21 protein-coding genes are annotated in these 21,717 nt (G+C 73.8%); 15 read left to right on the top strand and 6 right to left on the bottom strand.

Going from position 1 to position 21,717, the window contains the following annotated elements; translation table 11 throughout:
- The first annotated feature begins 6 nt into the window (after positions 1-6).
- Together IE142_RS09655 and IE142_RS09650 are read left to right on the top strand one after the other, a co-directional pair.
- A complete protein-coding gene (locus IE142_RS09655; protein WP_191885298.1) occupies positions 7-1,485 on the top strand; it encodes a hypothetical protein in 1,479 nt (492 codons plus the stop codon).
- A gap of 97 nt (positions 1,486-1,582) precedes the next feature.
- Positions 1,583-2,083, top strand: coding sequence for a DUF5709 domain-containing protein (locus IE142_RS09650; RefSeq protein ID WP_191885297.1), 501 nt, complete (start codon positions 1,583-1,585; stop codon positions 2,081-2,083).
- 118 nt (positions 2,084-2,201) lie between these two features.
- Here IE142_RS09650 and IE142_RS09645 read toward each other — a convergent pair whose 3' ends face one another.
- The 3 genes from IE142_RS09645 to IE142_RS09635 all read right to left on the bottom strand — a co-directional run bounded on the left by IE142_RS09645 (position 2,202) and on the right by IE142_RS09635 (position 4,822).
- Entirely contained in the window at positions 2,202-2,423 is a 222-nt protein-coding gene (locus tag IE142_RS09645) for a hypothetical protein (protein WP_043384240.1), read from the bottom strand.
- A gap of 127 nt (positions 2,424-2,550) precedes the next feature.
- Positions 2,551-3,687, bottom strand: coding sequence for a PP2C family protein-serine/threonine phosphatase (locus IE142_RS09640; RefSeq protein WP_191885296.1), 1,137 nt, complete (start codon positions 3,685-3,687; stop codon positions 2,551-2,553).
- A gap of 250 nt (positions 3,688-3,937) precedes the next feature.
- Positions 3,938-4,822 (bottom strand): Gfo/Idh/MocA family protein, encoded by an 885-nt coding sequence (locus IE142_RS09635; RefSeq protein ID WP_191885295.1) that lies wholly within the window; start codon positions 4,820-4,822, stop codon positions 3,938-3,940.
- 438 nt (positions 4,823-5,260) lie between these two features.
- On the opposite strand from IE142_RS09635, the gene bdeA reads away from it, so the two are divergent.
- From bdeA to IE142_RS09590, 9 genes are all read left to right on the top strand, one after another.
- Positions 5,261-6,181: a bis(hydroxyethyl) terephthalate hydrolase gene (gene bdeA, locus IE142_RS09630; protein WP_191885294.1), complete on the top strand. Its 921-nt coding sequence runs from the start codon at positions 5,261-5,263 to the stop codon at positions 6,179-6,181.
- 217 nt (positions 6,182-6,398) lie between these two features.
- Complete coding sequence (locus tag IE142_RS09625; protein WP_191885293.1) at positions 6,399-9,164, top strand: LuxR family transcriptional regulator; 2,766 nt, start codon at positions 6,399-6,401, stop codon at positions 9,162-9,164.
- A 117-nt stretch (positions 9,165-9,281) separates the two neighbouring features.
- The gene (locus IE142_RS09620) at positions 9,282-10,565 is read left to right on the top strand and encodes a PucR family transcriptional regulator (protein WP_043384226.1); all 1,284 of its coding nucleotides are present in this window, start codon (positions 9,282-9,284) and stop codon (positions 10,563-10,565) included.
- A gap of 426 nt (positions 10,566-10,991) precedes the next feature.
- Positions 10,992-11,792, top strand: coding sequence for an ABC transporter ATP-binding protein (locus tag IE142_RS09615; protein ID WP_191885292.1), 801 nt, complete (start codon positions 10,992-10,994; stop codon positions 11,790-11,792).
- Positions 11,789-12,589, top strand: coding sequence for an ABC transporter ATP-binding protein (locus tag IE142_RS09610; RefSeq protein ID WP_191885291.1), 801 nt, complete (start codon positions 11,789-11,791; stop codon positions 12,587-12,589). Before IE142_RS09615 ends, IE142_RS09610 begins: the two co-directional genes overlap by 4 nt.
- The gene (locus IE142_RS09605; RefSeq protein WP_191885290.1) at positions 12,586-13,485 is read left to right on the top strand and encodes a branched-chain amino acid ABC transporter permease; all 900 of its coding nucleotides are present in this window, start codon (positions 12,586-12,588) and stop codon (positions 13,483-13,485) included. The genes IE142_RS09610 and IE142_RS09605 overlap by 4 nt, the downstream gene beginning before the upstream one ends.
- Complete coding sequence (locus tag IE142_RS09600) at positions 13,478-14,629, top strand: branched-chain amino acid ABC transporter permease (protein ID WP_191885289.1); 1,152 nt, start codon at positions 13,478-13,480, stop codon at positions 14,627-14,629. Before IE142_RS09605 ends, IE142_RS09600 begins: the two co-directional genes overlap by 8 nt.
- Complete coding sequence (locus IE142_RS09595) at positions 14,626-15,906, top strand: ABC transporter substrate-binding protein (protein ID WP_191885288.1); 1,281 nt, start codon at positions 14,626-14,628, stop codon at positions 15,904-15,906. The genes IE142_RS09600 and IE142_RS09595 overlap by 4 nt, the downstream gene beginning before the upstream one ends.
- 149 nt (positions 15,907-16,055) lie before the next feature.
- Positions 16,056-16,874: an SAM-dependent methyltransferase gene (locus tag IE142_RS09590; RefSeq protein ID WP_191885287.1), complete on the top strand. Its 819-nt coding sequence runs from the start codon at positions 16,056-16,058 to the stop codon at positions 16,872-16,874.
- Positions 16,875-16,959: 85 nt separating this feature from the next.
- Here IE142_RS09590 and IE142_RS09585 read toward each other — a convergent pair whose 3' ends face one another.
- Positions 16,960-17,883 carry a helix-turn-helix domain-containing protein gene (locus IE142_RS09585; protein ID WP_191885286.1) on the bottom strand — a complete coding sequence of 308 codons (924 nt, stop codon included), beginning with the start codon at positions 17,881-17,883 and terminating at the stop codon, positions 16,960-16,962.
- 172 nt (positions 17,884-18,055) lie between these two features.
- Complete coding sequence (locus IE142_RS09580) at positions 18,056-18,283, bottom strand: DUF397 domain-containing protein (protein ID WP_191885285.1); 228 nt, start codon at positions 18,281-18,283, stop codon at positions 18,056-18,058.
- A gap of 321 nt (positions 18,284-18,604) precedes the next feature.
- Between IE142_RS09580 and IE142_RS09575 the strand changes: the two genes are divergently transcribed.
- From IE142_RS09575 to IE142_RS09560, 4 genes are all read left to right on the top strand, one after another.
- Complete coding sequence (locus IE142_RS09575) at positions 18,605-19,042, top strand: ATP-binding protein (protein WP_440862266.1); 438 nt, start codon at positions 18,605-18,607, stop codon at positions 19,040-19,042.
- A 27-nt stretch (positions 19,043-19,069) separates the two neighbouring features.
- The gene (locus IE142_RS09570) at positions 19,070-19,618 is read left to right on the top strand and encodes a hypothetical protein (protein ID WP_191885283.1); all 549 of its coding nucleotides are present in this window, start codon (positions 19,070-19,072) and stop codon (positions 19,616-19,618) included.
- Positions 19,619-19,924: 306 nt separating this feature from the next.
- Entirely contained in the window at positions 19,925-20,188 is a 264-nt protein-coding gene (locus tag IE142_RS09565) for a DUF5133 domain-containing protein (RefSeq protein ID WP_191885282.1), read from the top strand.
- A gap of 294 nt (positions 20,189-20,482) precedes the next feature.
- A complete protein-coding gene (locus IE142_RS09560; RefSeq protein ID WP_043384195.1) occupies positions 20,483-20,698 on the top strand; it encodes a hypothetical protein in 216 nt (71 codons plus the stop codon).
- A 22-nt stretch (positions 20,699-20,720) separates the two neighbouring features.
- Here IE142_RS09560 and tgmB read toward each other — a convergent pair whose 3' ends face one another.
- A complete protein-coding gene (tgmB, locus tag IE142_RS09555) occupies positions 20,721-21,707 on the bottom strand; it encodes an ATP-grasp ribosomal peptide maturase (RefSeq protein ID WP_191885281.1) in 987 nt (328 codons plus the stop codon).
- Positions 21,708-21,717: the final 10 nt, after the last annotated feature.

The raw sequence follows: 21,717 nt of genomic DNA, 5'->3' as shown, positions 1-21,717 counted from the left end.
TGCACGATGACCGACGGCGCGAACGCCATGCTCGCCGGCAGACGACGGGGCGAGCCGGCCGCGCCGCCCGGCACCCCGCGACGCCTGCGCGGCGACGCCCTGCTCGCCGCGGTGGCCGCCGTGTTCACCCTCGCCCAGCTGGCCTTCGTCCACCCGTGGATGGGCCTCGGCTGGGACGAGATCGTGTACACCAGCCAGGTCACCACCCACCACCCCGCCGCCTTCTTCAGCGCACCGCGCGCCCGCGGCGTCTCCCTGCTGGTGGCGCCCGTAGCGTCCTGGTCGTCCTCCACCGAACTGCTGCGCGTCTACCTCGCCCTGCTCTCCGGCGCCGGTCTGTACCTCGCCCTGCGCGCCTGGAAAGGACTGTTCCCGGCCCGCGTCCTGGCCACCGCCGGCGCGTTCTTCGCCACCCTGTGGGTGACGCTGTTCTACGGCCCCCAGGCCATGCCCAATTACTGGGTCGCGATCGGCGCCCTGATCTGCGTGGGGTGCTTCCTGCGGTCCTGGCAGGGGCACTCCGGCCGGACCGCGCTGTGGGGTGTGGTGGCCGGCGCCGCGCTGATGGCGTGGATGCGGCCCACCGACGCCGTCTGGGTGGCTCTGCCGCTGCTGGTCCTGGTCCTCGTACGCCGCCGCCGGCTCCTGCTGCTCGCCCTCGTGGGCGGTCTGGCGGCCGGGGGAGTGGAGTGGGTGATCGAGGCGTACGGCTGGTACGGCGGCCTCGGGGAGCGGCTGTCGAGGGCCTCGGAGATCCAGGGCGGCCTCGGCTGGAACATCGCCGTCGACGACCAGATGCGCAGCCTGGGCGGCCGGGGTTTGTGCCGGCCCTGCACCGGGTCGATGCCGCACCCGGTGGTCACCGCTTGGTGGATCGTCCTGCCGTTCGTCGCCGTCCTGGGCGTCGTCGTCGCGGCCCGGGTGCGGCGCACCGCCCGCACGCTGATCCCGTTCGTCTGCGCCGTCACGGCCGCGGCACCCTACCTGTTCATGATCGGCTACGCGGCGCCGCGCTTCCTCCAGCCCGCCTACGCCCTGCTGGCGATCCCGGTGGCCGACGGGCTGTGGCACTTGGTCCGGACGCGGCAGGGGCGGTGGCGGCCGGTGGCCGCGCCCATGGTCGCGCTCGCGCTGGCCGGTCACCTCGCGGTGCAGTTCGCCGTCCTCGAGGGCACCGTGGACCGCAACGTCGCCAGCCGCGAGGACTGGGCCCGCGTCGCGGACGAACTGCACCGGCTCGGGGTCCGCCCGCCCTGCCTGATCACCGGGCACGAGTCCATCCCGATCGGCTACTACACCGGCTGCTCCTCCGGCTCGACCACCGGGAACAACGAGAACACCACCGCCGCCGAGATCGTGGACACCGCCCGGCGTCTCCCGGTCGCCGCCGTCACCGGCCCGGGCGGCGGCGCGCCCGGCTACGCCCGCGACTGGACCCCGCACCGCATCACCGATCTGACCGTTCGCGTCGCGCCCCGTGGGTGAAGATCATCCCGCCGGAACGGGTTAGAGATCGCTTATCGGGAAACGCGAACCGCACACCGAGACCACCGAGCCGACGCAGCGCGAGAGGGAGGCAGCGATGGGCACGGACCCGATGGCCGACGACGTCTACCAGCCCACCGGGAACAACGAGGAGCAGGAGGACGCCACGCCCCTCGACCTCCAGGACGCCGTCGACGAGCGGACCTACGACGACACGCTGGACGAGGGCTACTCCCCGCCGGAGAAGCCCCTCGGCGTGACCAAGCACGGCACCACGGCCGCGGAGCAGCACGACGGCGAGACCTTGGACGAACGGCTCTCCCAGGAGGTGCCGGACGTGACCGGGCCCACCGGGGACGGCGTGGGCGACCAGCCCGACGGCGAGGGCGAGCCGGTCGACCCCGAGGCGGGCAGCGATCGTGCCGGCCGGCTGGTCGCCCCGGACGAGGGCGCACGGACCGACACGACCAAGGAGACGGTCGCCGAGGACGTGGGGATCGACGGCGGGGCCGCGGGCGCCGAGGAGGCAGCAGTGCACGTCGTGGAGGACGAGACGGCGCTTCCGGACCGCGAGGACGACCGCGGCCGGACCGCCTGACCGATCGCTCGGACATCCCGGGCAGCCGGGACAGCCCTGTCAGCCCGTCCAGCCCGGGCCGGTGCGTCGCGCACCGGCCCGGGCCGCGTGCGGCCGGGGAACGAGGGCGGCCGCCCGGTCAGGGCAGAAGCTTGTCGAGAGCGGCGGGGCCCTCCTCGGCCAGCTTGCGCCGGGCCCATTCGAGGTTCTTCGGAGTGATGTCCCGGCCGGCCGCGAGGACCACGTCCTCCGGGGACACGTCGGTGCCGGTGCGGGCGTGGAGCAGGTCGTCCGGTGTGGCGCGGTCGTCCCCCGCGCGAGCTTCGGACGGCTGGGAGGCGTCGGGCTGTGACGTCGACATGATCAGTGCTCCTCGGATCCGGATCGCTGCTTCGGTGCCGTGCTGTTGTCGGTCCCGAATATCCCGATAACACCATTCAATGCGGAAGCGGCCCGCGCATCCGGAAGGCGGGACGCGTCTCGGGCCGTCACGGGGGCGCGGGAGTCAGGACGAGCATCGTGACGTCGTCCTCCACGTCCGGGCAGAAGCGCACGAGGTCGGCCCAGACGCGCTCCGGGAGTGTGGCGGGGTCCCCGCCGCCCCCACCGTCCCCGGTGCCTTCGGCGTCCTGGGCGGCGAGGGCGGTCAGCCGGTCGGCCAGCGGGTAGAAGGCTCCGCTGTCGTCCCTGGCCTCGACCACCCCGTCGGAGGCGAGGAAGAGCCGGTCGCCGGGGCGCAGCGCCACCGTGCACGCCTCGATCGCGCCGGCATCCGCCAGCCCGAGCCCCAGCGGCGTCCACGGGGAGACGTCCAGCTCCGTGGCGAGCGCACCGCGCAGCAGGAACGGCGGCGGGTTGCCGCAGACCACGACCCGTACCCGCAGGGCGTCGGCGGAGAACTCCAGCAGCGCGGCCGTCGCGAACAGCTCGCCGTGCCGCGCGCCCGCGGAGTCCACGAGCAGTCTGCGGTCCAGCCGTCCCGCCACCGACGTGAGGTCCGGCTGGTCGAGCACCGCCTCCCGGAACGCCCCCAGCAGCGACGCGACCGTCGACACCGCCGACAGGCCGTGTCCCTGGACGTCACCCGTAACGGCCCGGACACCGTAGGGCCCGTCCCGCACGTCGAAGAAGTCGCCCCCGACCAGGGTGCCGCGCTGGGCCGCCCGGTAGAGCCCCGCGCAGCGCACCGCCCCGACCCGCTCGGGCAGCGGCGGAGCCAGGGCCCGCTGAGCCGCCTCGGCGACCGTGCGCTCCAGATCCAGCTGGGCGTCGCGGCGGCTGCGCACGAAGGACACGAAGACGCTCAGGGCCGCGACGAACACGACGGTCAGCAGGTCGGCGTCGCCCGGGCGGTCGAGCTGGAAGGCGGGGACGGTCAGCAGCGCTATCACGGCACCGCACAGCAGGGCCGTCGCCAGCGGCCCGTACGAAAGGACGGCCAGCGGCGGGATGGCGCCGAGCAGGAAGCCGATGTCGATCCGGTCGTCGCTGACCAGCGTCGCCACGCAGATCGCCCCGGTCAGGACCGGCGGCAGCACCCGCACCCAGCGGGGCGGCGGAGCACCGCTCAGCCAGCTCCGCCGGTCCTCGCCCCGGCGCGGTGGCGCGGCCGACACCTTTCGCACACCCACCACGCTCCTACGCCGCCCCGCCTCCCGCACGCCGAGCCGGGGCGGCCGTGGGGGAGGGGCTAGAACGACGGCGCCGCCGAGGGCGACGAGAAGCTCGCGGAGGCCGAGCGGACGCTGGTGACGGGAGTCATGTGAGGGCTTCCAACATGTTCGGGACATGACAGAGTGTGGGCGGAATCCAGGGCCTGGTTCAGGTGGAGCGACGAACCGTTCCGGGAAGAAGGGGCAGGCGGCTGACCCCCGGTCACCTGCGTTCGGCCAGCAGGGACTCCGCCTCGGCGAGGATCTCGGTGACGCGCAGGCCGAACGAGGCGTCGCACGGGTGCGGGCCCGCGTCCCCGGCGGAGGCGAGGAGCGCGTCCACGGCCCGCAGCAGCGCAGACACCGGGCCCTCCGTCGCCTCGGGAAGCAGCGTCACCCCCCTCGGCCCACGCAGCTCCACCGTCGCGCCCGCCGCCGCGGGCGGTGCCGACAGGCTGAGGGTGAGCGTGCTGGACGCACCGCCGGTGTGGTCGAGGACCAGATGGACCGTGTCCCCGGACCCGGGCGCCGCGGCCGACACGCGTCGCGCGTCGCCCAGGACCGGCAGCAGCACGGACAGCGCATGCGGTCCGACGTCCCACAGGGCGCCCTTCTCCCGCCGCCACGGCGACGCGGCGAACGGGCTGTCCCCGCTGAACACCGCGCCGAGCCACTGCGCCCGCGCCGTGAACCAGTCGCCCCCGGAGCCCTGTTCGGTGATCCACGCCTCGGTCTCGGGCTGGAACCGGGCGGTGAGGAAGACCACCGAGGCGACGCCCGCCCCACCGGCCGCCTCGACCACCGCCCGCCCCTGCGCCACCGTCGCCGCGAGCGGCTTGTCGAGCAGCAGATGGCAACCGGCCCGCGCCGCACGCACCGCCATGTCGGCCTGCACCGCCGGGGGCATCGCGAACGCGACGGCCTCCACGTCCGCGAGCAGGGCGTCGGGATCGTCGTAGGCGCGCGTGCCGTGCCGTTTCGCCAGCTCCTCGGCGGCGTCGGGACGGCGCCCCCACACCCCGACGAAGTCCAGGCCGTCGTGCAGACGCAGGGCGGGGGCGTGCGCCATGTCCGCCCAGGGGCCGGTGCCGAGCAGTCCGATCCGCATACCGTCGCCTCTCCTCCGTGCCGGACCCGGCGCCGGGCCGGCCGACGTTCCGCGCGCCGACCGGCGCGCAACCGCCCGGCCGACGTCGAGCGTGCCACACCGACCGGGTGCCCGGGCAAGACCACGGACGTCCGTAGACGGCGCAACCGTGGTTCGATCCCGCTCTCGGCTCCCGACGCCGGCCTCCGGACCTCCGTGCTCGGCCCTCGGCGCGGTCTCCCGGCACCCCGGCCACCGTCCCTTCCCGTCCCGCCCCACGATCGCGTCGCACGAGACCGGTGATATTGCCGATCCCCCCGGCCGTACCGCGCCCCGACAGTGGCACGACCAGCTCATCGGTGACGCCGGCCGGTGGATGGTCCGGGACGCGACCCCACGCTCCCGGGCCGTGTGCGATCACCGGCCGACCACTCGCCACGACAGAGAGGACGACTCCCCGTGCCCCAGCACCCCCACACCCACGCCGCGCGTCCGGCGTTCCGCGGAGCGCGTCGCCGGCTCGCCGGTGTCACCGCGGCCGTGGCCGCCGCCGTGGCGCTCACCACCCTCACCGGCCCCGGCGCCCAGGCCGCCGACAACCCGTACGAGCGCGGCCCGGCGCCCACCGAGTCCAGCATCGAGGCACTGCGCGGCCCGTACTCCGTGGCGGACACCACCGTCTCCTCGCTCGCGGTCACCGGCTTCGGCGGCGGCACCGTCTACTACCCGACCAGCACCAGCGACGGCACCTTCGGCGCCGTCGTCATCTCGCCCGGCTTCTCGGCGTACCAGTCGTCCGTCGCCTGGCTTGGCCCGCGGCTGGCCTCCCAGGGCTTCGTGGTCTTCACCATCGACACCAACACCACGGTGGACCAGCCAGGCTCCCGCGGCCGGCAGCTGCTGGCCGCCCTCGACTACCTCACCGAGCGCAGTTCCGTGCGCGGGCGGATCGACAGCAGCCGGCTCGGCGTCATGGGCCACTCCATGGGCGGCGGCGGCTCACTGGAGGCCGCCAAATCCCGTCCCTCGCTCCAGGCGGCGATCCCGCTCACCCCCTGGAACCTGGACAAGAGCTGGCCGGAGGTCAGCACCCCGACCCTGATCGTGGGGGCCGACGGCGACTCGATCGCGCCCGTGTCCTCGCACTCCGAACCGTTCTACTCCAGCCTGCCGTCCCGAACGGACCGCGCGTACCTGGAGCTGAACAACGCGAGCCACTTCTCGCCGAACACGTCCAACACGACGATCGCGAAGTACAGCATTTCCTGGCTCAAGCGGTTCATCGACAACGACACCCGCTACGAGCAGTTCCTGTGCCCGCTGCCCCGGCCGAGCCTGACCATCGAGGAGTACCGGGGCAACTGCCCGCACGGCTCCTGACGGGCTTTCGGCACCGACCGGCGGCGGTCGCGGGGATCTCGCGGCCGCCGCCGGCCCGCTGTGCGGTCGCACGGCCCCCGGCCCGGGCGGCTGGGCGGCGGCACAACGTGCGTTGCCTCCGTGAGGCGCACATGCGCAGGTGACACGGCCGACACCCGGCGGGCGGCGGCGGAGCGACGGCTTCCACGTCAGGTTACGCACGCGTAACCTGACGTGGATGACCGGAGAGACGACCGTTCGTACGGCCGTGCGGATCCACGGCCGAAGCGCACAACGAGAGACGGTGCGGGCCCTGCTGGACGGGCTGCGCGCCCACAGCGGCCACCTCGTCGTGACCGGCGAACCCGGGTTCGGCCGGACCGCCCTCCTCCAGTGGGCCGCCCGCTCCTTCCGGGCCGGCTCCGTACTGCACCTCGGGCCCGCTCCGGACCGGCGCGTCCGCGCCACCGCCGAGGAACTGCTCGGCACCCTGCGGGCGGCGGCCGGCGAGGCTCCCCTCCTCGTGTGCGTCGACGACGCGCATCTGTGGGACGCCCCGGCCCGGGCCGCCCTGGGCCGCGCGGCCGAAAGCCTGCACACCGGCGGCCGCATCGGACTGCTCCTCTCCGTCGCCGGGCACCGCGCCGTCGACCCGGAGTACGCCCGCCTCCCCGTCGTCCGCCTCGACCCGCTCGCAGCGTCGCACGCCGACGCCCTGCTCGACGACGTGACCGACGGCGCCACCGCCCCGGCCGTCCGTGAGCAGTTGCTGGCCGAGGCGGAGGGAAATCCGGCGCTGCTCCTCGCCCTCGTCCGTCGGCTCTCGCCCGCCGAACTGCGCGGCCTGCGGCCCCTGCCCACGCCGCTGGCCGACGCCGGGACCCTGGCGGCGGTGGCCGGCCGGGCGCTGTCCGGTCCGTCCCCGGACGCCCAGGACCTGCTGCTGACGGTGGCGGCCGCCGTCCGGGCGTCGGACGGACCGGACGTCGACACCGGCCTGGTGCTGGACGCCCTGCGGCACCTGCGCCCCGAGTCCGCGCCCGCTCCCGCCGCGGACCCCCTCCCCGAAGCCCTCGCCGGGGCCGGCGACCGGCTGCGCTTCCACAGCTCATTGCTGCGCCGGACGGTCCACGCCACCGCCGCGCCGGACCGGTGCCGGGCCGCGCACCGCGCGCTGGCCGACGTACTGGAGGCCGGCGGCCGGCGGCTGCCGGCGCTGCTGCACCGCTCCTGGTCGCTGTCCGGCCAGGAACCCGTGACGGGGCTCGCGGACCGGCTGGCGGCGCTCGCCGCCGACGGCACGGTGCCCGCCTCCCCCCAGCTGCGCACCAAGGCGTACGCCCGGGCCGCCGAGCTGACGGCCGACGGGCCGGCCCGGGCGGAGCGGTACACGGCCGCGGCCGAGCAGGCCCTGCTCGCGGGCCGTCCCGACCGGGCACGTCCCCTGCTCGCGGCGGCCCGCGGCTGCGCCGCCCCGGCCGCGGTACGAGGACGGGCCGAACTGGTGCGCGGTCTGGCGGAACTCCGGGACGGCCCCGTCGGCGACGCCCACCAGTCCCTGCTGCTGGCCGCGTCCCTGCTGGCCGCGGACGCCCCCGCCGACGCCGCGACCGCCACCCTCGCCGCCGCCGTCGCGGCCTGGGCCGCGGGGGACCTGCCGGCCTGCCTGGCCACACTGTCGCCGGGGGTGCCGGGTCCGGTGGGTGCGCCGGGGACGTCGGGGTCGCCGGGACCGGTGGGGCGGCCGCAGGCGCCCGGCCGGTGTCCTGACCCCGTGCGCGAGCACCGCGTCGGCATGCGGGCGCTGCTCGAAGGACGGCTCGACCGGGCCGCCCCGTCGCTCGAGCAGGTGGTGGAGCGGGGTTGGACCGACGACCGGCCCGAAGGGCTGCTGCGATCGGCCTCCGCCGCCCTGCTGCTCGGGAACGTGGACGCCGCCCGCCGGGCGGGCGCGCGGGCGCTGGCGGCGGCCCGGCAGCTCGGCTCGGACGCGTTGGTGCCGCAGGCACTGGAGTACCTCGCCTACGCCGAACTGCGCGCGGGCAGGCACTCCCAGGCGCGCGTCCACGCGGAGGAGGGACTGTGCACCGCGCTGCGCGCCGGGCAGCGCAACACTGCGGCCCACCACCGGGCCGTACTGGCGCTGGCGGCGTCGATCGAGGAGGAGCCACAGGCGGTGACCCGGCACGTGGCGGCCGCGTTGACCACGGCCCGGCGCCACGGACTGGCCCAGGCGGCCACCCTCGCGGAGTGGGCGGCGGGCCGCGCCGACCTCGGCCGGGGCCGCCCCCACGACGCGGCCGACCGGCTCGGGCTCCTCGTCCTGCCCGGTCCCGGACGCGGACACTTCGCGGTGTGGCGGCTCGCCGTGCCGTGCTTCGTGGAGGCCGCCGTCCTCGCGGGACGTCCCGAGGACACTCACGAGGTCCTCACGGACTTCGCCGGCTGGGCGGCGTTCGGCGCCGACCCGCAGGCCGCCGCGCAGCTGGCCCGCTGCCATGCTCTCCTGGCCCCCCAGGACCGCGCCGACGACCTCTACCAGCGGGCGCTCGCCCGGCACGACGAGGCCGGCGGCGACTTCGAACGGGCCCGCACCGCACTGCTGTACGGCAAGTGGCTGCGCCGGCGGCGCAGACCCCGCGAGGCCCGCGCCCGCCTCGGCACCGCGCTGGCCGGCTTCGACCGGTGCGGCGCGGGCGTCTGGGCGGCGCAGGCCCGCGCGGAACTGCGGGCGCTCGGCGCCGCGCCGCAGGCCCGGGGAGCCGGAACGCTGACCCGCCTGACGCCGCAGCAACTGCGCATCGCGCGGCACGTCGCCGAGGGCGCCACCAATCGCGAGGTCGCGCTCACCCTCGCGGTCAGCACCCGCACCGTCGACTACCACCTCCGCAAGGTCTTCGCCGCGCTCGGCGTCCGGTCCCGCCTGGAACTGGCCCGCATGGTGGAGCAGGCCGAGCAGGACCAAGGGGCCGGAAGGTCGGAAAAGACCGGTGCACAACCCTAGGGACCGACCGGACGGTATGCCATCCTTCGGGGCAGGACGAGTCAGGGGGCATGCCCGGCACGGGCGGACGGCCCGCCGCGGGGCACCTCCGCAAGCCCTGGCCTGGGGAGGACCGCGATGCAGCACGCCGTACGGTCACGAGCAGCGATCCGCACCGGACTGACGCCCGTTCCACGCCCGCGGACACCGAGCGTCGCGTCCTTGATGGACGCCGACGCGCTGCGCGTCCTGCACCGGGCAGCCCGCGCCCTGCTCGACGACCTGCCCGACCTGACCGACCGGCTGGTCGCCCTGCTGCGGGAGCAGGAACCGGCGTACCGCACGGCCCTGACGATGGACCCCACGGCCACCTGGCAGGAGGCCCACCGCTCGCTGCGGCACAGCGTGACCTCGCTGCTGGATCCCAGCGGCGCCCGGGACGCGGCCCGCCGCTGCTCGTGGCGGATCGGCGCCGCCCGCGCCGCACAGGGGCTCCCGCTGGACGCCCTGCTGCACGCCTTCCGCCTCGGCGGCTCGCTGGTGTGGCAGCGGCTGGTCGAGGAGACCTCCCGTGTCGCGCCCGAGGACGTACGCCTCCTCGTCCACGTCGCGGCCGACGTGTGGAACTTCGTCGACGAGCACTGCACCCTCGTCGCCGACGCCTACCGGCAGACCGAGTGGCAGATCGGCCGGCGCCGAGAGAACCGGGCCCGGCTGCTGGCGGCCGGCCTCCTCGACGGCACCAGCCGCATCGCCGACCTTCCCGAGGCCGCCCAGGCGCTGGAGCTGCCCGAGCACGGCCGGTACCTCGTCGTCGCCGTAGCCGGCCAGAACCCGGCGCGGTCCGACGCCGCCCGCGCCGCCGTACCGCCGGGTGTCCGCGTCCACTGGCACGCCGGGGCGGACGTCGACTACGGCATCGTCCTGGCCGACGCGAGCGACGACGGGTTTCCGCGGCCGCCGGTGCCCGGGCGCGGACCGGGTGCCCAGGTCCCCGGCGTCCGGATCGGCATCGGCAGCGCGGTCGACGGACTGGCCTCGGTCGGCGACGCCCGCAAGTTCGCCGACACGGCCCTGGAGATATGCCCGCAGGCCGGCGGCACGGTGAGACTGGCCGACCACCTCCCCGCCGCCCTCGTCGCCTCCAACCCGGAACTCGGCGGTGCCCTCGCGGAACGGGTGCTCGGCCCCCTGCTGCGGCTGGAACCCGCCGATCGCGAGGTGCTGCTGGAGACCCTCACCACGTGGCTCGACTGCGACGGCTCCGCGCAACGGGCGGGCGAGCGCCTCTACTGCCACCGCAACACGGTCCTCAACCGCCTCCGCCGCTGCGAGCAACTCACCGGCCGCTCGCTGGCCCGCCCGGCCGACGTGGTCGAGATGAGCCTGGCCCTGACCGCCCGACGGGTACTGCGCGACTGAGCGACGGGTCTGGCGCCTGAGGGGGCTCCTGCCGCTACGCGGGCGACCCGAGTATCGGCACGGCATCGCGGCGGGCGCCCGCCGTTCGGCGCGCGGACGTGACGGCACTGCCCCCAGCATTCCCTCCGGAGAGGGCCCGCGCCGATTTACGACGCTGCGGATCACGACGTACCGGCGACCGGCCCGCGTCCCCGTCATGTCCCCGGCATCCCCACGGCCTCCCCGGGCTCCCACGGGCACCGCCGGCCCCCGCACGGGCCCGCGCCGCTACCGGCCCTGGGCATCCGCACAGACTCTCCGCCCCCGGACTGGGACGCCGCAGCGACCCGGCCCGCAACCCCTGTACGGGCACCTGTGCCCGTGCTGTCGTGAGCTCCCCCTCCACCCGTCACCGTGCCTGCCCCGGCACGGTCCCAAGGAGCCGCGATGCCCGCAGCACCACCGGACGGCGAGCCCGCGCTGCACGTCGAGAACCTCGACGTGGCGTACGGGCGCGCGCTGTCCGCCCTCCGTTCCGTGTCCTTGACCGTCCCGCACGGCGGCGTCGTCGCTCTGCTCGGTGCCAACGGCGCCGGCAAGACCACGCTGCTGCGGGCCGTGTCGGGCACCCTGCGCCTGCACCGCGGCGCGATCACGGCCGGCCGCGTCCGCTACGGCGACACGGCCCTGGACGGACGCGACCCCGTCGCCGCCGTACGCGCCGGAGTCGTACAGGTACCCGAGGGCAGGCGGGTGTTCGCCGGACTCACCGTCGACGAGAACCTGCGGGCCGGGGGACTCGGCCTGAACCGGCGGGCCCCGGCCCAGGTCCGCGAGGCACGGGACCGCGTCTTCACCCTCTTCCCGCGGCTCGCCGAGCGCACCCGACAGGCCGCCGGTCTGCTCTCCGGCGGGGAGCAGCAGATGCTGGCCATCGGCCGGGCCCTGATGGCCGCGCCCCGCCTGCTCCTCCTCGACGAGCCCTCCCTCGGACTCGCCCCGCTGATGGTGGACCGCATCGCCGAGGTGGTCCGAGAGATCAACGCCCAGGGCACCGCCGTGCTCCTCGTCGAACAGAACGCCGGCATGGCGCTCTCCCTCGCCGAGCACGCCTACGTCCTCGAGGTCGGTGAGGTCCGGCTGTCCGGCGCCGCCGGCGAACTCGCCCGGACGGACGCCGTACGCCGCCTCTATCTGGGCGAGATGCCCGAGACCGGCGAGGAAACCGAAGGCAAGGGGGCCGCGTGACCACCCGCACCACCGCACCCCCGGCTCTCGAGGTCCGGAACGTGACTGTGCGTTTCGCCGGCCTCGTCGCCCTCGACGACGTCTCCTTCACCGTCGCCCCGGGCACCGTGCACGCCGTCATCGGCCCCAACGGCGCGGGCAAGTCCACCTGCTTCAACGTCCTGTCGGGCCTGTACCGGCCGGCCGTCGGCACCGTACGGCTCGGCGACACCGAACTGACCCGGCTCGCCCCGCACAAGATCGCCGCCCTCGGGGTGGCCCGCACCTTCCAGAACATCGTCACCACCCAGGGCACCGTCGCCGACAACCTGATGCTCGGCCGCCACGCCCTGTCCCGCGCCGGCTTCGCCGCCAGCGCCCTGCGCCTGCCGCACGCCGTGCGGGAACAGCGCGCCCACCTCGCCAAGGCCCGGCAGATCGCCGAACTCACCGGCCTCGGCGGCCACTTCGAATCACCCGTCGCCCTGCTGTCGTACGGCGACCGCAAGCGGGTCGAACTCGCCCGTGCCCTCTGTCTGGAGCCCCGTGTACTGCTGCTCGACGAACCGGTGGCCGGCATGAACGCCGCCGAACGCGTCCGGATGACCGAGGTCGTCCGGGAGATCCGCGCCGAACTCGGCCTGTCCCTCGTGCTGGTCGAGCACGACATGGGCCTGGTCATGCGCCTCGCCGACGAGGTCACCGTCCTCGACTTCGGCAAGGCCATCGCCCACGGCACCCCCGACGAGGTCCGGCGCGACCCCGAGGTACTGCGCGCCTACCTCGGTACCGGCACCACCGGGGAGGAGGCGGCATGACCGGCTTCCTCGACGCCCTCCTCAACGGTCTGGCCCTGGGCTCCGTCTACGCCCTGATCGCCCTCGGATTCGTCACCATCTTCAAGGCCTCCGGTGTCCTGAGCTTCACCCACGGCTCGCTCCTGCTGCTCGGCGGCTACCTCGTCGCCGTCCTCCACGACGACCTCGGCTTCGCCGGGGCGCTGGCCCTCGCCGTCGTCGTGACGGCGGCCGTGGCCGGAGCGCTGGACCGGCTGGTGCTGCAGCGGGTCGGGGGCACCGATCCGCACGCCGCCCACGCGCAGACCATCGTCACCATCGGCATCGACATCATCCTGGTGACCGACCTGGCCAGGCGGATCGGCGGCGACCTGCTGCCGCTCGGCGACCCCTGGGGCAACGCGGTGACCGACCTCGGCCCGGTGACCGTCGCCGACAGCCGCATCGCCGCGATCCTGGTGTCCGCCGCGGCCATCGGCGGCGCCTTCGCGCTGTTCCGGTTCACGCCCTGGGGCCTGTCGCTGCGCGCGGCGGCCGAGGACGGCGAGGCCGCCGCCCTGATGGGCGTAAGGCTGACCCGCGTACGGACCGTCGCCTGGTGCCTGGCCGGCGGACTCGCCGCGCTCGCCGCGGTCTTCCTGGTCGCCTTCCCGGCGCCGGGGCTGGAGCGCACCACCGGGCAGATCGCCCTCAAGGCGTTCCCGGCGGCCATCCTCGGCGGCATGGCCTCCCCGGTCGGCGCCCTGGTCGGCAGCATGCTGATCGGCCTGACCGAGGCCTTCGTCGCCGGCTACCAGTCCGACCTGCACGTCCTCGGCGAGGGCTTCGGTGACGTCGCCCCGTACGCCGTGATGGTGCTGGTCCTCCTGGTGCGACCCGCCGGACTCTTCTCGGCGAAGGGGGCGGCCCGTGTCTGACCTCCTGAAGAGCGCCCGCCTGCGCAGGTCCGGCACGTTCCTGCTGCCCGCCCTCCTCCTGTGCGCCCTGCCCTTCTACCTCGACGCCTTCTGGTTGCGCATCGGCCTGTTCTCCATGGCCGCGGCCATCGGCGCCGTCGGGCTGGGCCTGCTCAGCGGCACCGCGGGTCAGCTCTCCCTCGGCCACGCCTTCTTCCTCGCCGTCGGCGCCTACGGCTACGTATGGCTGGCGGGCGAGCCCGGCCCGGGACTGCCGCCGGCCCTCGCCGCCGGCCTCGCCGTACTGCTCGCCGGGGCCGCCGGCGGCCTGTTCAGTCCCGTCGCGGGCCGGGTCAAGGGCATCTACCTGGGTGTGGCCACCCTCGCCCTGGTCTTCCTCGGCCACCACGTCCTGCTCACCGCGGAGTCCGTCACCGGCGGCTTCAACGGCCGCTCGGTGCCGCCGCTGGAGCTCGGCGGCTTCACCTTTGCCGAGTCCGACCCGGAGCTGACGGTCCTGGGCGTGCCGTTCGGCGCCGAGGAACGGCTCTGGTACCTCGGCCTCGCCCTGTTCGCCCTCACCTGGTTCACCGCGCGCGGCGTGCTGCGCGGGCGCCCCGGCCGCGCCCTGGCCGCGCTGCGCGACAGCGAGACCGCGGCGTCCGTGATGGGCGTGCCCGTGGCGAGGTACCGGTCGGCGGCGTTCGTCGTCTCCTCGATGTACGCGGGCCTCGCCGGCGTCCTGCTCGCGCTCTCCTTCCGCCGCGTGGTGCCCGACTACTTCTCCCTCCTCCTTTCCGTCGACTACCTCGCCATGATCGTCATCGGCGGCCTCGGCTCCGTGGCCGGAGCCACCGCCGGAGCCGTCTTCGTCACCGCGCTGCCACTGCTGATGACGCGCTACGCCGACCAGTTGCCGTTGGTGGCGACACCGGGCTCGGGCGACGGCTCGCTCGGCCCGACCGAGGCCTCCCGCTACCTGTACGGCGCCGCGATCGTCGTCATCCTGCTCTACGCCCCCGACGGCCTGCACGGACTGGCCCGCCGGATCCGCGCCCGCCTGCGGGGCCGGCCGTCCGCCACCGGCCTGCCCGGCCCCGCGCCCTCGTCCGCCACCACGGAAACCACCGCGACCACCGCACGAGCCAAGGAGCACACCCCGTGAACGTCACGCACCCAAGGCCCCGCACCACCCGGACCGCCGCCCTGGCCGCGGCACTGGCCGCCGTGCTGCTCGCGGGCACCGCCTGCAGCTCCAAGGCGGAGGGCGGGAGCACCGACGACGCCGCCGACGGCGTCGAGGCCGGTCCCGGAGTCAGCGAGAAGGCCATCAAGCTGGGCGCGCTGACCGATCTCACCGGCCCCTACGCCACCCTCGGCAAGTCCATCGTGCAGGCCCAGCAGATGTGGGCCGACGAGACCAACGCGGCGGGCGGCATCTGCGGACGCAAGGTCGACATCGTCGTGAAGGACCACGGCTACGACGTGCAGAAGGCGGTGACCGCCTATGCCGACATCTCCCCGGACGTCGTGGCCCTGCCCCAGGTCATCGGCTCGCCGGTGGTCGCGGCACTGCTCGACGACATCGAACGGGACAGCATGCTGACCTTCCCGCAGGCCTGGGCCGCCTCCCTGCTGGGCAAGGACGCCGTCCAGGTCCTCGGCACCACCTACGACCTCGACATGATCGCGGCCGTCGACTTCCTGACCCGTACCGGGAAGGTCGCCGAGGGTGACACGATCGGCCACGTGTACTTCGAGGGCGATTACGGCGCCAACGCGCTCGAGGGTTCCGAGTGGGCCGCCGAGCAGGCCGGGATGAAGGTGGTCGGCCAGAAGATCAAGGCGACGGACACCGATCTGACCGCGCAGGTCTCCGCGCTGAGCAACGCCGGGGTGAAGGCCGTCCTGATCAGCGCGGGCCCCGCCCAGACGGCGTCCCTCGCCGGAGTGGCCGCCTCCCGGGGCCTCAAGGTGCCGATCGTCTCCAGCGCTCCCGGATACTCCCCGCAGCTGATGAAGACGCCCGCGGCGCCGGCGCTGGAGGCGATGGTCCATGTCGTCAGTGCGGCACCGGCGGTCAGCTCCGACCTGCCGGGCGTCAAGAAGATGGTCGCCTCCTACGGCAAGAAGTACCCCGGGGAGCCGGTCGACACCGGCGTGCTCTCCGGGTACGACGCCGCCCAGCTGATCGGCGCCGACCTGAAGAAGGCCTGTGAGGGCGGCAGCCTCACCCGGGAGGCCGTGGTGAAGGCGCACCGTTCGCAGAAGAACGCCGACACCGGCCTCGGCACCCCGCAGAACTTCACCTTCGTGACCGAGCCGGCCAGCCGGTCCACCTACGTGCTCAAGCCAGACGCAAAGGCGGTCGGCGGCCTGGTCGGCGTGGAGGACGCCCGCAAGGCGCCCGGGGTCGACGCGTACCTGGCCGCACGCGGCTGACCCAGGTGAGTGGCCGTCAACTCGCATGTGCCCCATACGTTTTGGCGGCCACTTGCCCCACCCCCTGGTTCTCGCCTGACCCTCAGGTCCCTAGGATGTACTCTCTGCCATGCCAGTTCAGTTGGCGCCCGTACGGAGCTGGGGGAACGATGCAAGCCGACAAGCAGCTGTCCACGGAGATCGACGCCAACGTGCCGACAGCCGCACGCATGTACGACTACTACCTGGGCGGCAAGGACAACTACGCGGCCGACCGGGCGGCGGTCGGTGAGCTCGACAAGGTCGTCCCCAGCACCCGTCGGCTGGCGCTGAACAACCGGCGCTTCCTGCAGCGGGTCGTCAGGACCCTCGCGGAGGACTACGGCATCCGCCAGTTCCTGGACCACGGATCCGGCCTGCCCACGCAGGACAACGTGCACCAGATCGCCCAGCGCGTCGCCCCCGAGTCCCGCGTCGTCTACGTCGACAACGACCCGATGGTGCTGGTCCACGGCCGCGCGCTGCTGGACCAGAACGACCGGACCGCCGTCATACACGCCGACATGCGCTCGACGGAGATGATTTTCTCCCACCCGGACACCCAGCGCCTGATCGACTTCTCGCAGCCGGTCGCCGTGCTGTTCAACTCGGTCTTCCACTGCATCCCGGACAGTGACACCGACGGCCCGATGGCGGTCGTCCGCCGTGTCACCGAGCGGCTCGTGCCCGGGAGTTACGCGGTGATGTGCCAGCTGGTCAGCGAGGACCCCGGAGTACGGAAGTTCGTCACGGAGTTCATGGACCAGGCCACGCAGGGGCACTGGGGCAGGGTCCGCGAGCCGAAAGACGTCGAAGCCCTCTTCGAAGGCATGGACATCCTGGAGCCGGGTCTGGTGGAGGTCTCCACCTGGCGTCCGGACACCGATGTGGCGCCCCGCCAGCTCACCGACGAGTGGATCGAGTTCGGCGGACTGGGCCGCATCCGTTAGCCGAGGACGCCGGTGAGGCCGCGCGCGGGCGTGCGGCCCAGCTCCCCTGCCGCGTTGGCCACTTCCCGGGCAGCTGCCGCGTTGGCTACTCGGCGGGATAGCGCTGTGTCATCGTCCCGCGCAGCAGCTCGAGTGACTCGCGCGGAGTCAGCGCCTCGTCGGCCAGCCGGTCCAGCGCGACCCGGTACTCCTCGGTCTCGTCGCGGTCCTCGAGGAAGTTGGCACTCCTGATGTGCTCCAGATACACCACGTCGGGCAGGTCGGTGCCGCCGAAGCGCAGGTAGGTGACCGGGATCGCGGGCGCGGAAGCGTTCGTCACGTCCAGTGGCACGATCTGCAGCGTCACATGGGGCTTCGCCGCCATCTCGACGAGGTGTTCCAACTGCTCACGCATGACCTCGCGGCTGCCCAGCACACGCAGCAGCACGGACTCGTCGATGATGGCCCACAGCTGCGGCGCGTCGGCGCGAAGCAGCAGTTCCGCGCGGCGCATGCGCAGCTCGACCCGTCGCCGGACCTCGCTCGCGGGCGCGTTGGGCAGGCCCCGCTCGACCACGGCCTGGGTGTAGGCCGCCGTCTGGAGCAGTCCGGGGACGTACTGGATCTCGAAGGTCCGGATGGTGGCCGCGGCCTCCTGGAGGCCGACCAGACGGTCGAACCACTCGGGCATCAGGCGCTTGTCGTACCGCTGCCACCAGCCCGGCTCACCCGCGCGCCGGAGCAGTTTGAGCAGGACCGAGGCCTCGTAGGCGTCGGTGCCGTACCGGTCCAGCAGCGCCCGGACGTCCTTCTCCGCAGGGGGCCTGCGGCCCTTGCCCGACTCGATCCGCGAGAGCTTCGCCGCGCTGAATCCCAGCTCGCGCGCCGCCTGGTCCTGAGAGAGGCCGGCGTCCTCGCGGAAGCCCGCCAGCTGGACGCCGACGAGCATCTTCAACAGAGTGGGCGCCGGCTCGGCCCGGTCCAGATAGGGTTCGAGGCGGGAGATGCGAGGCGACGCGGCGGCGGACATCCTGACTCCCAGCAGACCGGCAGACTTGAGAAACCACACTATCGCATCCCGCCCGTGTCTACCGCATCCGCCCGTGGAAAACGGCTAGTTGGCCTCCGGTTGGGTGAATGCCCCCGTCGGCCGCCAGGGCGGAACTCCCGTCGGCGGCACTCCGCGGCGACCGCCGCCCGCCTCAAAGCAGGTGGTCGAACTCACCGTCCTTCGCCCCGGCCAGGAAGGCGGCCACCTCGGCGGGCGTGTAGACGAGCGCCGGGCCGTCCGGATCACGGGAATTGCGCATCGCGATGCCGCCGTCCACCAAGGCGACCTCGACGCAGTTGCCTTCGGCGTTGCTGTGCCGACTCTTCTTCCAGCGAGCCTCCAACGAACTCGCCCGCACTCCGTTGCGCACTGGTGGCACCGCGGTCTCCTTGCCGTTCGGGGAAGCGGACCGGGGCCCGTCGGTCCCCGTGCGCTCCCGTCCGATCTTTTCCGCGCAATTTCCCGTGCAATTGCACGCGAGCGCTGTCAGCGTGGATAATAGCCGTGGCGTCAACCCCTCGGTCGACGCCCTGTTCTGACGTTGCATCAGGGAGATGCCGTGTCGTCACCTGCGCATTTAAGGCTCCGGTCACCCGGCGAACCAGTGTCGGAGGCTGGCGTGGCGAGTCGGTGCGACGTGCTCCCGCACGCGGCGCGACCGGCCGTCGGTCGCAGCCCATGGCCGTCGGCCGCTCCGGACGTGAAGTCACCCGTGCCGGAGGGGCGCCCGGACTCCGCGGTGCTGCGGATCGCGTGCAGCGCGGAGGGCTTCGCCCGGGCCCGGGTCTTCACCCGGAAGACGCTGAGCGGCTGGTCCCTGGACCGGCACGCCGACGACGCCGTCCTCGTGATATCGGAGCTCGCCTCCAACGCCGTGGCCCACGCGGTGCCGTCCGCCGCGGCCGGTGCGCCGGAGGTCAGACTGGGCCTCACCCTGTGCCCCGGCCACCTGATGCTGACCGTCTCCGACCCCGGGGACAACGAACCCGTACGCGCCCCGTCCGACGGCTCCGCACTGCGGGAGCACGGGCGCGGCCTGTGCATCGTCGACGCACTCGCCGACGACTGGGGCTGGACCCCGAGACCGCCGGCGGGTAAGACCGTCTGGGCCGCGTTGACGACCCGTCCCCTCACCTGACCCGACTGCCGCGGAGGGCCCCACACCATGCGCAGCGCTCCGACACCCGAGCCGAGCCCCCGGCGCACCGACCGCCAGACGCAGCCGCCCGGCCCGCCCCGGGCCGCCGCCCCTCTCGCAGGGCTGGACGGAGTGCCCTGGAGCGACATCCAGGACTCCAGCGGTTCGGCCGCGGCCATTCCGCGCCTGCTGCGCAAGGTCGCGGGTGGTGACCCGGAGACCGCCCGAGCAGCCCTCGCCGATCTGCGGAAACGCATCTGCCAGTACGGCTTCGTCGTCGAGCAGGCGACCGCGGCGACCGTTCCCTTCCTCTGGGAACTCGCCCAGCGGCCCCAGGTGAACTGCCGGGCCCAGATCATCCAGCTGCTGAAGAACATCGCCGACGCACGGCAGTGGGAGACCACCGCCACCGTCTATCCCAAGCTGCTCAACCACCGGGAGAACCCGGTCGCATGGGAGCGCGCGGCGCGACAGGCCGTCCGTGCCCGGCGGGACGAACTGCAGCGGCTGCTCGCCGACGACGACAGCGAGATCACCAGGGCCACCACCGAACTCGCCCGCACGCTCAAAGACTGAGGCCCGCGCCCTCCACGGGGGAGAAGGCGCGGGCCTCCCTCCGGCACGCGACGCCACGGCGTGCCGGCGTACCGACCCGCGGGACGAGGTGGCGTACTCCTTGCCGACGGGGCGGGAAAGCGCGCGGGAGAAAGTGCTTGTTCCCCTCGGTCACCAGGTCGCTTTTCGATCGAACAGCTGCCTTAATCCGACCAAGGTCGGACAGGGAGCGACTGGTTTTCGTCAATTGCGTGTGGCGGCTCGCATGGTGTGAATGTTTCGTCCGGGTTCGGGCATACGGAGCGCACATCGAGAGAGGGGCGCTACGTGCTCGAACCCGACCCGAAAGTCATCAGGGAGTTGCTGACCCGGTACGCGTCACTGCGGATCGCTCAGGCGGAGAGGGAGAGCCCGGCGGCGGCGCGCGAGCTGGCGGACGTCAGTTACACGCTCTGCGTGATGATGGCGACGACCGGCATCCACGACGCGGTGGCCAAGGCCGACGCGCTGCTGCTCGCCAAGGGGCGGACGGCGGACGCGGCCCGTGCGGCGGAGCCGGACGGGGAGAGCGGCCTGTCGCTGGCCGTGTGAGACCGCCGTACCCTGGGGCTCGTCTTGGGGGTCAGGCCGTGAGGACCGGGCTGAACCGCAAGACGGGCCCTACGCACGCGGTGCCGCGTCGGCGGACCTACCGTGGAACGCGGCGCGATTCGACCGGCTGCGGGCCACCGTGACCTGCTCGTGATCGTCCGGCCGCATTCTCCCCGACCGGCGCCTGAGCGGCCGTCACCTTCGGACGAATGCGCACCGCCGGGTGGACGGACGCCTAGACTGCTCAGTCGCGCCTCCGTGCGGGGGCGGACGACACGAAAGGCACGTTGACGGGTGTTCCAGGATTCCCCCATCTACGACCGACTCGTCGCCGAACGCGGTGACGTTCCCGAGCAGGTGCGACGGGATGCCGAGCGCGTGAGCAGGGAGCTGGAGGTTGTCATGCGCCCGTTGGGCGGACCCGGCCACCTGCCCGGCGCCGAAAGGCAGCCGTCCCCGGGTGCCGGCTGGCAGCGCACTGCCCTGCTGCCCGGCCCCCGCCAGCACTGAGGGACGGCCGCGCGCCGGGACCTCACCCGACGGCGGCCGTGCCCGGACCGCCCGCGTCCACCGGCTCCCCAAAAGCGGGACGGGCCAGCCACTCGGCGATGGTGCGGGCGATCGGCTGACCCGTGTCCACCTCGACGAAGCCGAACTGCCCCGACTGGTTGCACTCCAGGAACCACCAGGTGCCGTCGCCGTCCTCGGCGAAGTCGAAGGCGCCGTAGGCGAGGTGCGCCGCGCGGAGGTAGGCGCGAACGGACTCGGCGACGCGCGGCGGCACCTCGGCCGGTCGCCACGGCTCGGGGGACGCCGTGAAGCGGACGTCGACCTCCTCCGGGTCCGGGCACGCGAGGGTCGTCTTCCGCGCGGCCAGCAACTCCGCGCCGACGGCGGTGAGACGGATGTCGGCGCGCTTGGCGACCCGGCGTTGCAGCAGCGTCGGGCCGTGGGCGACGGCGGAGAAGTCGGCCTCGGGCGGAACCCTGCTGGTCGGCACCGCCAGCGGCGGGTCCTGCGGGTGCGCGCCCGAGACGGGCTTGACGACCAGGTCCGGGTAGCGCGCGGCGAACTCGCGCGCGGCCCGGGGGAACGTCGTGATGAGGGTCGCCGGCACCGGCAGCCCGCACCGCTGGGCCAGGCGCAGCTGCCAGGGTTTGTACCGGGCCCGGTGCGCGGCGTCGGGCTCGTTCATCCAGCGTGCCCCGCAGTCGCGGAGCATGCCGTACAGCGCCTGCCCGGACTCCTCGGTCAGCCACGCGGAGGGCTCCGCGGCGCGTGCTGCCGCCTCGCCCGGCCTGCGTACCCAGACGGACCGGATCCCTCCGATGCTCACCAGACGGCCCCCCGACGACAGATGGCCCCGGAAGGAGCCGTGCACGAACTCACCCGAGAGGGCGGCGTCACCGGTCAGATCGGCGGGGTCCAGGCGGACCACCGGTACTCCCGACGCGTTGAGGTGCACGACCACCATGTCCGCGGTGACGTCCTCTTCACAGGTCAGGATCAGTACGGTCATTGTCGACGGC

Origin of the sequence: Streptomyces mutabilis, assembly GCF_014649815.1 — a bacterium.
In the GTDB taxonomy this organism is placed as follows: domain Bacteria; phylum Actinomycetota; class Actinomycetes; order Streptomycetales; family Streptomycetaceae; genus Streptomyces; species Streptomyces mutabilis.
Note: the sequence above shows the minus strand (reverse complement) of the source record. Positions and strands in the feature narration are given on the sequence as shown.

What these genes read in the sequence shown, in the direction of transcription:
- IE142_RS09655 (WP_191885298.1), top strand. Translation starts at nt 7, where the DNA reads ATGACCGACGGCGCGAACGCCATGCTCGCCGGCAGACGACGGGGCGAG.
- IE142_RS09650 (WP_191885297.1), top strand. Translation starts at nt 1,583, where the DNA reads ATGGGCACGGACCCGATGGCCGACGACGTCTACCAGCCCACCGGGAAC.
- IE142_RS09645 (WP_043384240.1), bottom strand. Translation starts at nt 2,423, where the DNA reads ATGTCGACGTCACAGCCCGACGCCTCCCAGCCGTCCGAAGCTCGCGCG.
- IE142_RS09635 (WP_191885295.1), bottom strand. Translation starts at nt 4,822, where the DNA reads ATGCGGATCGGACTGCTCGGCACCGGCCCCTGGGCGGACATGGCGCAC.
- IE142_RS09625 (WP_191885293.1), top strand. Translation starts at nt 6,399, where the DNA reads ATGACCGGAGAGACGACCGTTCGTACGGCCGTGCGGATCCACGGCCGA.
- IE142_RS09620 (WP_043384226.1), top strand. Translation starts at nt 9,282, where the DNA reads ATGCAGCACGCCGTACGGTCACGAGCAGCGATCCGCACCGGACTGACG.
- IE142_RS09615 (WP_191885292.1), top strand. Translation starts at nt 10,992, where the DNA reads ATGCCCGCAGCACCACCGGACGGCGAGCCCGCGCTGCACGTCGAGAAC.
- IE142_RS09605 (WP_191885290.1), top strand. Translation starts at nt 12,586, where the DNA reads ATGACCGGCTTCCTCGACGCCCTCCTCAACGGTCTGGCCCTGGGCTCC.
- IE142_RS09590 (WP_191885287.1), top strand. Translation starts at nt 16,056, where the DNA reads ATGCAAGCCGACAAGCAGCTGTCCACGGAGATCGACGCCAACGTGCCG.
- IE142_RS09585 (WP_191885286.1), bottom strand. Translation starts at nt 17,883, where the DNA reads ATGTCCGCCGCCGCGTCGCCTCGCATCTCCCGCCTCGAACCCTATCTG.
- IE142_RS09570 (WP_191885283.1), top strand. Translation starts at nt 19,070, where the DNA reads ATGCGCAGCGCTCCGACACCCGAGCCGAGCCCCCGGCGCACCGACCGC.
- tgmB (WP_191885281.1), bottom strand. Translation starts at nt 21,707, where the DNA reads ATGACCGTACTGATCCTGACCTGTGAAGAGGACGTCACCGCGGACATG.